Source organism: Blautia sp. MSK.20.85 (assembly GCF_013317245.1).
Classification (GTDB): domain Bacteria; phylum Bacillota; class Clostridia; order Lachnospirales; family Lachnospiraceae; genus Blautia_A.
Map to the genome: position 1 here is coordinate 19843 of NZ_JAAIUN010000041.1, position 7787 is coordinate 27629.

At 42.8% G+C, this 7787-nt stretch carries 9 protein-coding genes; 7 read left to right on the plus strand and 2 right to left on the minus strand.

All coding sequences use genetic code 11. The annotated features are described in order from the left end of the window. Positions 1-69 precede the first annotated feature (69 nt). Genes G5B12_RS15635 through G5B12_RS15660 form a run of 6 tightly spaced genes read left to right on the plus strand, consistent with a single transcriptional unit; the run spans position 70 to position 6075 of the window. On the plus strand, positions 70-2364 hold the full coding sequence (locus tag G5B12_RS15635) for a pyridine nucleotide-disulfide oxidoreductase/dicluster-binding protein (protein WP_174088746.1): 2295 nt from the start codon (positions 70-72) through the stop codon (positions 2362-2364). Continuing rightward, the gene (locus G5B12_RS15640; RefSeq protein WP_174088748.1) at positions 2364-2585 is read left to right on the plus strand and encodes a DVU_1557 family redox protein; all 222 of its coding nucleotides are present in this window, start codon (positions 2364-2366) and stop codon (positions 2583-2585) included. Before G5B12_RS15635 ends, G5B12_RS15640 begins: the two co-directional genes overlap by 1 nt. Then, positions 2586-3119: a class I SAM-dependent methyltransferase gene (locus tag G5B12_RS15645; RefSeq protein WP_174088750.1), complete on the plus strand. Its 534-nt coding sequence runs from the start codon at positions 2586-2588 to the stop codon at positions 3117-3119. It abuts the gene before it with no gap. Positions 3120-3122: 3 nt separating this feature from the next. Then, entirely contained in the window at positions 3123-3557 is a 435-nt protein-coding gene (locus G5B12_RS15650) for a DVU_1555 family C-GCAxxG-C-C protein (protein ID WP_021650124.1), read from the plus strand. After that, the gene (gene trsS / locus G5B12_RS15655; RefSeq protein WP_174088752.1) at positions 3554-4879 is read left to right on the plus strand and encodes a radical SAM (seleno)protein TrsS; all 1326 of its coding nucleotides are present in this window, start codon (positions 3554-3556) and stop codon (positions 4877-4879) included. Before G5B12_RS15650 ends, trsS begins: the two co-directional genes overlap by 4 nt. A gap of 20 nt (positions 4880-4899) precedes the next feature. Continuing rightward, on the plus strand, positions 4900-6075 hold the full coding sequence (locus G5B12_RS15660; RefSeq protein ID WP_174088754.1) for a DVU_1553 family AMP-dependent CoA ligase: 1176 nt from the start codon (positions 4900-4902) through the stop codon (positions 6073-6075). A 33-nt stretch (positions 6076-6108) separates the two neighbouring features. Here the strand turns inward: G5B12_RS15660 and G5B12_RS15665 are convergent, their stop codons facing one another. Continuing rightward, the gene (locus G5B12_RS15665; protein WP_174088756.1) at positions 6109-6840 is read right to left on the minus strand and encodes a DUF5714 domain-containing protein; all 732 of its coding nucleotides are present in this window, start codon (positions 6838-6840) and stop codon (positions 6109-6111) included. A 330-nt stretch (positions 6841-7170) separates the two neighbouring features. Between G5B12_RS15665 and G5B12_RS15670 the strand changes: the two genes are divergently transcribed. Then, the gene (locus G5B12_RS15670) at positions 7171-7413 is read left to right on the plus strand and encodes a cation-transporting P-type ATPase (protein ID WP_015526489.1); all 243 of its coding nucleotides are present in this window, start codon (positions 7171-7173) and stop codon (positions 7411-7413) included. 30 nt (positions 7414-7443) lie between these two features. Here the strand turns inward: G5B12_RS15670 and G5B12_RS15675 are convergent, their stop codons facing one another. Next, the gene (locus G5B12_RS15675; RefSeq protein WP_044960377.1) at positions 7444-7647 is read right to left on the minus strand and encodes a hypothetical protein; all 204 of its coding nucleotides are present in this window, start codon (positions 7645-7647) and stop codon (positions 7444-7446) included. Positions 7648-7787: the final 140 nt, after the last annotated feature.

Consider the following 7787-nt stretch of genomic DNA (forward strand, 5'->3'; position numbering starts at 1 on the left):
GCCAACTGTGATATAATCAGGGGAGACGGGAAACTGCCTCCCCTTTACAGACGAAAGGAGTATCAGGTTATGACATACATACAGGAGAGGGGTTCTACTCACGTTTATCATGTAAATCGAATGTCAAAAGAAGAGATGGATCATATGATCAGTCTCTGCGTCCATGAACAGCCGGCCTACTGTGTTGCAGCCTGTCCTTTCAAAATGGATACAAAAGAGATGCTGTATTATGCTGCAAAAGGAAATTTTAAGAAAGCGTTGGCAATTTATGAGAAAATTACACCATTTCCAATGATTCTCTGTGATGGATGTACGGCACCTTGCGAAGATAATTGCAAGCTTTGTGAACTTGGTGATGGTGTCTCCATACGAGAAGTAGAACGTGCGATTGTCCGGTATGGAGAACCGGGAAGACGAAGCAGTGTATTTCGCATGAGAAAGAAGAAAAGGGCAGCAATCTTTGGTTCTGGATTATTTCCACTGTTTCTTGCAGGGGAACTGGAAAAGAAAATGTATCCTACGACAATTTATTGTAAGGAAGAAGATTATGAAAGCTATATTGCAGCGGCAGCCGGACATCTTTTGGAATCAGACCGCAGCAATGAAGCGAAACGTCTGAAATCTATGGATCTTTCTTTTGAATTTGGATGCAGTTTGAATCTTTCGTTTATCAGAGAAAAAATGGAACTGGCAGATGTGGTATGCGCATCAGAAGAAGTGGCAAAAATGTTAGCTCCGGAAGAAGCAGCAGATGTCGAGATTATGTTAAGAGAACAGGCAAAGATTGTCAGCGGACCTGCGGAATCTGTGATGGATGCGGCTTTTGCCGCAAAGCGGGCAGCTTTGACAGTGGATCTTCTGGTACAGAATTTATCGCCGCACAGCAACAGAGGCAGTGAAGGAGCAGTGACTACCAAGCTTTATACGAACATGGAAGGAATCCATGGATCGAATAAGATTTTCTGTGGTCAGGATGGGTATTCAAAAGAAGAAGCTGTAGAAGAAGCAAAACGATGTATTCAGTGTCATTGTGACGAATGCATGAAAGGCTGTGTGTATTTAAGTGAATATCAAAAACATCCGGGTTTATTAGCCCGTGAGATCTATAATAATACGCAGATTATCATGGGAGATCATCCGATGAACAAACCGATGAATGCCTGTGCCCTCTGTGGACAGTGTACGGTGATCTGTCCGAATGGATTTGATATGAGTCAGGTGTGTAAGTCAGCAAGAGAAAATATGGTATCCACAGATAAGATGCCGCTGGCGCCACATGAATTTGCACTGATGGACATGTTATTTTCAAATTCAGAGGCTTTTTTGAGCAGACTCCAGCCGGGATATGAAACTTGCAGATATGTATTTTTCCCAGGCTGTCAGGCAGGTGCGATAGCGCCGGATGTGGTTATGCAGGCATACGAAGATTTAAGTAATCGGGTAGATGGAGGTGTTGCTCTGATGCTAGGATGCTGTGGTGCAATCAGCGAATGGGCAGGCCGCTATGAAATGACAGAAAAAGTAAATGAGCAGCTGAAACAGGAACTAGCCAAACTTGGTGATCCGATCATCATAGCAGGTTGTCCAACCTGTATGAAGCAGCTAAAAGAAAGTATTGGAGCGCATGTTATAGGAATCTGGGAAATTTTGAAAGAAATCGGACTTCCACAGCAGGCAAAAGGACTGGAGATACCGGTTGCCATACATGATGCCTGTGGTGCCAGAGGGGATGCACAGACACAAGATATGATACGACAACTTTTGTCGGATATGGGATGTACCGTTGAAGATACAGAATATTCCAGAGATTTGTCTCCATGTTGTGGATATGGAGGTCTGACGGCATATGCCAATAAAGATATGGCAGCGAAAATGACAGAAAAGTGTCTGGAACGTTCCGATGCACCATATATTACATACTGCATGGCATGCAGAGACCGATTTGCCAGAGAGGGAAGAGAATCCCGACATATACTTGAACTTCTGTATGGGGCAAATGCCAGCAATATGCCTGATATCAGTGAGAAACGCTACAACAGGCTCATATTGAAACAAACACTTTTAAAAAACATCTGGAATGAGGAATCGATCATGGAGAAAAAAGACTATACTGTTGCCTATACAGAGGAGGCAATCCATATGATGGATGAGCGCATGATACTGAAAAGTGATGTGGAACGTGTGTTATCAGATTACAGAGAAAATCAGGAAGCAATCCTGGATGAAGAAACAAAAGAACTGGTGACAAGAAGCAGACTGGGAAATGTCACATTCTGGGTGCGGTTTGTGGAAACAGAAGGCGGATATCTGGTACACAGAGCATACAGTCATCGAATGAATATTATGAAAAGGGTGGGACAGTAATGGCAGTAGAAAGAGCATATTATACGATTGATCCGGAAGGAAAGCTGACCTGCATGAAATGTAAGGTTCCTCTTGTAAAAGGAAAAGCAAAATTTATGTATCTGGAAAATGGGTTTCCTGTGGAAATGCCTGTCTGCCCAAAGTGTGGGTTTGTGTATGTTCCGGAAGAACTTGCACTTGGAAAAGTGCTCGCGGTGGAGCGTGCACTGGAGGATAAATAGATGAACAGGCATCCGGGAGGGGAAGCGCAGACGCTTCATCTTCTGGAGAACATAGAATGGAAAAAAGAAATGAAAGCATTGGATCTTGGAGCTGGAGAAGGGGACACGGTACGAATCCTGAAATCATTTGGGCTGGATGCACATGGCGTGGATCTTTTCCCACGGAGCAGTGATGTGGAAACAGGCAATTTTCTGCATTTGCAGTATCCATCAGACAGTATAGATCTTTGCATCAGCCAGTGTGCATTTTTCGTCAGCAGAGATCAGAAAAATGCACTATCTGAATGCTGGCGCGTTTTGAAAAAGGGAGGTTTTCTTTTACTGTCAGATCTGGATACCGGAAATCTTTCGGAAATGGCAGAACAGACAGGATTTACCATTCTCCGGCAGGAGAATCAGACGTTACTTTGGCGGGAATATTATCTGGAAGCAATCTGGAATGATTCGTTCTGCAGCGAAGAGTATAAGCTTCTGCAGAAAGAATATAAAGGAAAGAAGCTGCGCTATACCATGTTGGTTGGCAGAAAGGAGTAGCACATGGATCTTTATGAAAGAATCATAGAACTTAGCAGTATGGGTTATCATTGCTCACAAATGGTTATGATTATGACACTGGAAGCCATAGGTGAGGAAAATCCACAGCTTGTAAAGGCTCTGGGAGGTCTTGGCGGTGGCATCGGTTACTGTGGAGATACCTGTGGCTGCCTGACAGGAGGGGCCTGTGCGATAGGTTTGTTCCTTGGCAATCTGGCTCCGCAGGAGAAAGAAGATATACAGATGAAACCGGCTGTGCAGGAATTATATCAGTGGTTCCATAAGAAGACCGAAGAAGAATTTGGTGCTTTTTATTGTAAGGATATCACTTCCAATCTGGATTGGGGAGTGATCATGGAGCAATGTCCTGCGCTGATTGCAGATACTTATACGAAAGTGATAGAAATACTGACAGAACGGGGAATATTGGAACTATGATTACGCTGGGTAAAACAAAAAGTGTATGCCCGATATGTATGAAAGTACTTACGGCTAAAAAATGTATCGGTGAAGATGGCATTTATCTGGTGAAAGAATGTGATATCCACGGAAAGTTTCAGACACTGATCTGGGAAGGAACGGCAGCAGAGTATCTTTCCTGGGGAAGAGAAAACCTGTCTGCGGAGACTCCGGTAAATCCCAAAATCAAAGAGAAATCCTGCCCGGGTAATTGTGGACTCTGTGAGGAGCACGAACGAAAAGGCTGTTGTATGATACTGGAAGTGACAAAGCGCTGCAATATGCACTGCCCGGTCTGCTTTGCTTCGGCAGGAGAATGTCTGGAAAACGGTGATCTTTCAATGGATGAAATAGAAAAGCAATATGATTTTCTGATGGATCATGGAGGACCATTCAATATTCAGCTCTCAGGAGGAGAACCAACTATGCGGGAGGATCTTCCGGAGATCATACATATGGGTAGAGAAAAAGGGTTTACATTTTTTCAATTGAATACCAATGGAATCCGTCTTGCGCAGGAAGCAGGATATGCCAGAAAACTGAAAAAAGCAGGACTGAATACGGTATTTCTTCAGTTTGACGGTGTCACAGATGACGTGTATCAGACATTGCGCGGACGCTCTATGATAGAACTGAAAGAAAAGGCTGTGTTAAACTGTTCGGAAGTGGAACTGGGAATTGCCCTGGTACCTGTCATTGCGCCAGGAGTAAATGACATGCAGGTTGGAGATATCCTGAAGTTTGCGATGGATCATATGCCATTTGTAAGAGGAGTACATTTCCAGCCGATCAGCTATTTTGGCAGATGTTCTCAGCAGCGTCCACAAGCTCCGATTACCATACCAAAGATGTTGAAGCTGATCGAGGAACAGACTGACGGGCTTATGAAAAGCGAGGATTTCGCCGGTGGTGGAGCAGAGAATCCATACTGTTCTTTTCATGCAGGTTATCTGAAAAAAGGTGAGAGGGAACTGAAACTTCTGGAAAAGAAATCAGGCAGAGGATGTTGTTGTACTACCAGCGATGATTCCAGACAGTATGTGGAAAATCAGTGGAGCTATAGCACAAAAAAATTTGATGATGATGAAATGACACAGACAGATGCGCTGGATGAATTCCTGATCCGGGTTCATAATGAAACTTTTGCAGTATCAGGGATGATTTTTCAGGATGCATGGAATCTGGATCTTGAACGTCTGAAAAGATGTTATATCTGCGAGGTGGATTCTGATTATGGAATGGTGCCATTTTGTGCATATAATCTGACGAATTCGAAAGGAATATATTTATACAGAAAGTGAAACGATCGAATATAGATGCAATGATCTGTAAGCAGGAAGGCATTACAGAGATTACAAGAGATGAAATACACAGAATACAGCTGGAGAAATTAAATATTGTACTGAAGAGAGAAAAAGAACGAGAGGGTTTTTACCGAGATTTGCCGGAAAGACTGGAAAACCTGATAGATTTGAGAAGCCTTCCTTTTACAACAGAAACAGATCTGGCACGAGATGGAGGCAGGATGCTGCTGTGCTCCCAGGGGGAAGTCCAGAAAGTGATATCAGAACAGACAAGCGGAACGACCGGTGCCGGTAAACGTGTATTCTATACAGAGGGAGACTGTGAACACACCATAGAACTTTTTATGGCAGGGCTGGGTGAATTTATTTATCCTGGAAGTATAACGATGGTGGCTATGCCATTTTCAGGTCCTTTTGGATTAGGAGAACTGATCGCGGAGGCAATCAGACGTCTGGGAGCAAAACCTCTTTCAACCGGGACAGGAAGAACTTATGGCGAACTGAACAGGATTCTGGAAGAGGAGCAGCCGGATACGTATGTGGGAATGCCGACGGCATTGCTGTCCATGCTTCGAATGTGCGGAAAAGGCAGTATAAAAAGAGCACTGGTATCCGGAGATGCCTGTCCGAAAACTGTCATGAAAGCAATCGAAGAAATTCTGCAAACACGACTTTGGCCGCACTATGGTTCCAGAGAGATGGGGCTTGGAGGTGCCATTTGCTGCACGGCGCATGAGGGCATGCATATGCGGGAAAACCATTGTATTACAGAGATTATAGATGAGAACGGAAATGTGCTGCCGGACGGTAAATGGGGAGAACTGGTGATTACAACCATTGGAATGGAAGCACAGCCGTTGATTCGATATCGAACCGGTGACTGGTCAAGGATCATTCCAGGAAGATGCCTCTGTGGAAGTGAAATAAAACGCCTGGACTTTGTAAAGCGGATGGATCCATTGGGAAGTATCAGAGAGATGGATGAATTACTGTTTGAGATTCCGGAACTGGTAGATTATTGTGTGAAAATTGTAGATGGAAAAAAGGAAATTACAGCGCTTTTTACATCGGACAATGGAGAAGAACAAATCAGGAGTGTTTTGGAAGAGAAGGATATTCGTTCATGGAACTGCAAAAAAGCAAAGTGGGAAGATGGGGCGCTGTATCCTGGCAAACGAGTTACAAGGCAGTGATTTCGTGGTATCATGGAATCACTGCCTTGCCTGTTATTCAGGATAGTATGGACAATCTTCCTGGATACATTCGCGATTATCTTCGCAGTATTTACACGTTATAGAAGACAACGGAATGTTTACAGAACAAAACTGACTGTAAAAATGAACGGCTTCTTCAATGGCAATTCTGCTGGTACGTTTGCAGCAGCGAGGTCCACCAACATCTGCCAGTCTGGATAAAATAATGGAAACAAGTTTTTGAGGAAACGGCCATGCATCTTTGTGAAGTGGACTGGATCCAGTCATAACGGACATGAAAATACCGGCTCCGGCAGCAGCTCCACAGACACCCCAGTAACCACAGGTACCGCCCGGAACCTGCTTCGCTCTTTTACAGATTTCAGATAGTGCAGCATCGTAATCCATATGTTCTCCATTATTGCGAAACGCTGTCAGAAGAACACATGGAACAATTGCATGATGCTCCGGTCCATGCATATGTACAGATGGAAGATCCATAATTTTTTCCAGAAGAAGCAAAGCATCTTTTTCGGTACTGTCTCTGAGCGCTGCGATTACCGGAGCATATGTGCCATAGCTGTGACAGGCATCACAGATAAAGTGACTATTTTCACAGACCGCATTGGTTAATTGCTCTTTATGGCAGATACTACACGTCTGAATAGAGCTTTCAGCACGATACGTAATAGGAGCACCACAAATCAAACATCCGGAAAAATGTTCCGCTTCACCACAACAACAGGAATTATTCGTATAATCCATTTGATTCACCTCCGGAGAATTTATTTTAATAGTGTTAACGATGTAAAAAGTATAACATAAAATGAAAAAGTAATGATAAAGTATCTTGACAATCATGTTACTTTGGGTATATGATTTGATCCAATAAAGGGGAGTAACCTGCGCTTAACAAATTGCGTTTGTGATGTTGTCAGTACGGTGGAAGCATCCGGTATCATAAGGAAATGGTGAGACTTTTATTGCATTTTTTATTATGCAATGAAGGTCTTTTTTTTATATTTTTTTCAAAGAGGTCTTTCATTGCATAAGAAATTCAGGTAGTAAATACTTAGAAACGATGAGGCGGAAGTGATGAAGGAAATTTATCAGCAGACGGTAGAAGAGGTTCTTGAAAGGGTGAATGGCAAGAAATCTGGGCTTACAAGTGAACAGGTGAAAAGATCCAGAGAAAAGTGTGGGTGGAATGAACTTACAGAAGGAAAGAAGAAAGGTATCCTGCAGATTTTCTTTGAAGGAGCTGTCTATTTCCCGACAGCTCCTTTTCTTGTATTCATTCGGCTGATACAAAGCGACAAAGCCGGCACAATATCATAAGTAATATATAAAACTCTGATGTACATGTGATTAAAAAGAATCAATCATATGCATTAGCCGCTCATGAAAAATATCTCTTTCTTCGTAAATTTTTTCTAACTCTTTTTCAGTAAACAATGCATAGGCGCTATCAGGAACAGCTGTTAATCCATCACAGGTAAATGGTATACGTCGCCCACCTCTGAAAATGGCTGCTTCCCAGTACTTTTTTCTAAAATATTTAATTATTCCCATGTAGTACCATCTCTTTCCCATATTTGTTATTGACGTTCTGGCAAATAAAATACTTCTGTTCTTACTATATTATCATCAAAATCCATTTCTACATAATAATCTCGGACAAAATATGATCTCCAGTAATCTTGTAGTGAGTA

Bases quoted from the DNA above. Each gene is read 5' to 3' on its own strand.
- G5B12_RS15640 (WP_174088748.1), top strand. From the start codon at position 2,364: ATGGCAGTAGAAAGAGCATATTATACGATTGATCCGGAAGGAAAGCTG.
- trsS (WP_174088752.1), top strand. From the start codon at position 3,554: ATGATTACGCTGGGTAAAACAAAAAGTGTATGCCCGATATGTATGAAA.
- G5B12_RS15650 (WP_021650124.1), top strand. From the start codon at position 3,123: ATGGATCTTTATGAAAGAATCATAGAACTTAGCAGTATGGGTTATCAT.
- G5B12_RS15665 (WP_174088756.1), bottom strand. From the start codon at position 6,840: ATGGATTATACGAATAATTCCTGTTGTTGTGGTGAAGCGGAACATTTT.
- G5B12_RS15635 (WP_174088746.1), top strand. From the start codon at position 70: ATGACATACATACAGGAGAGGGGTTCTACTCACGTTTATCATGTAAAT.
- G5B12_RS15660 (WP_174088754.1), top strand. From the start codon at position 4,900: ATGATCTGTAAGCAGGAAGGCATTACAGAGATTACAAGAGATGAAATA.
- G5B12_RS15675 (WP_044960377.1), bottom strand. From the start codon at position 7,647: ATGGGAATAATTAAATATTTTAGAAAAAAGTACTGGGAAGCAGCCATT.
- G5B12_RS15645 (WP_174088750.1), top strand. From the start codon at position 2,586: ATGAACAGGCATCCGGGAGGGGAAGCGCAGACGCTTCATCTTCTGGAG.
- G5B12_RS15670 (WP_015526489.1), top strand. From the start codon at position 7,171: ATGAAGGAAATTTATCAGCAGACGGTAGAAGAGGTTCTTGAAAGGGTG.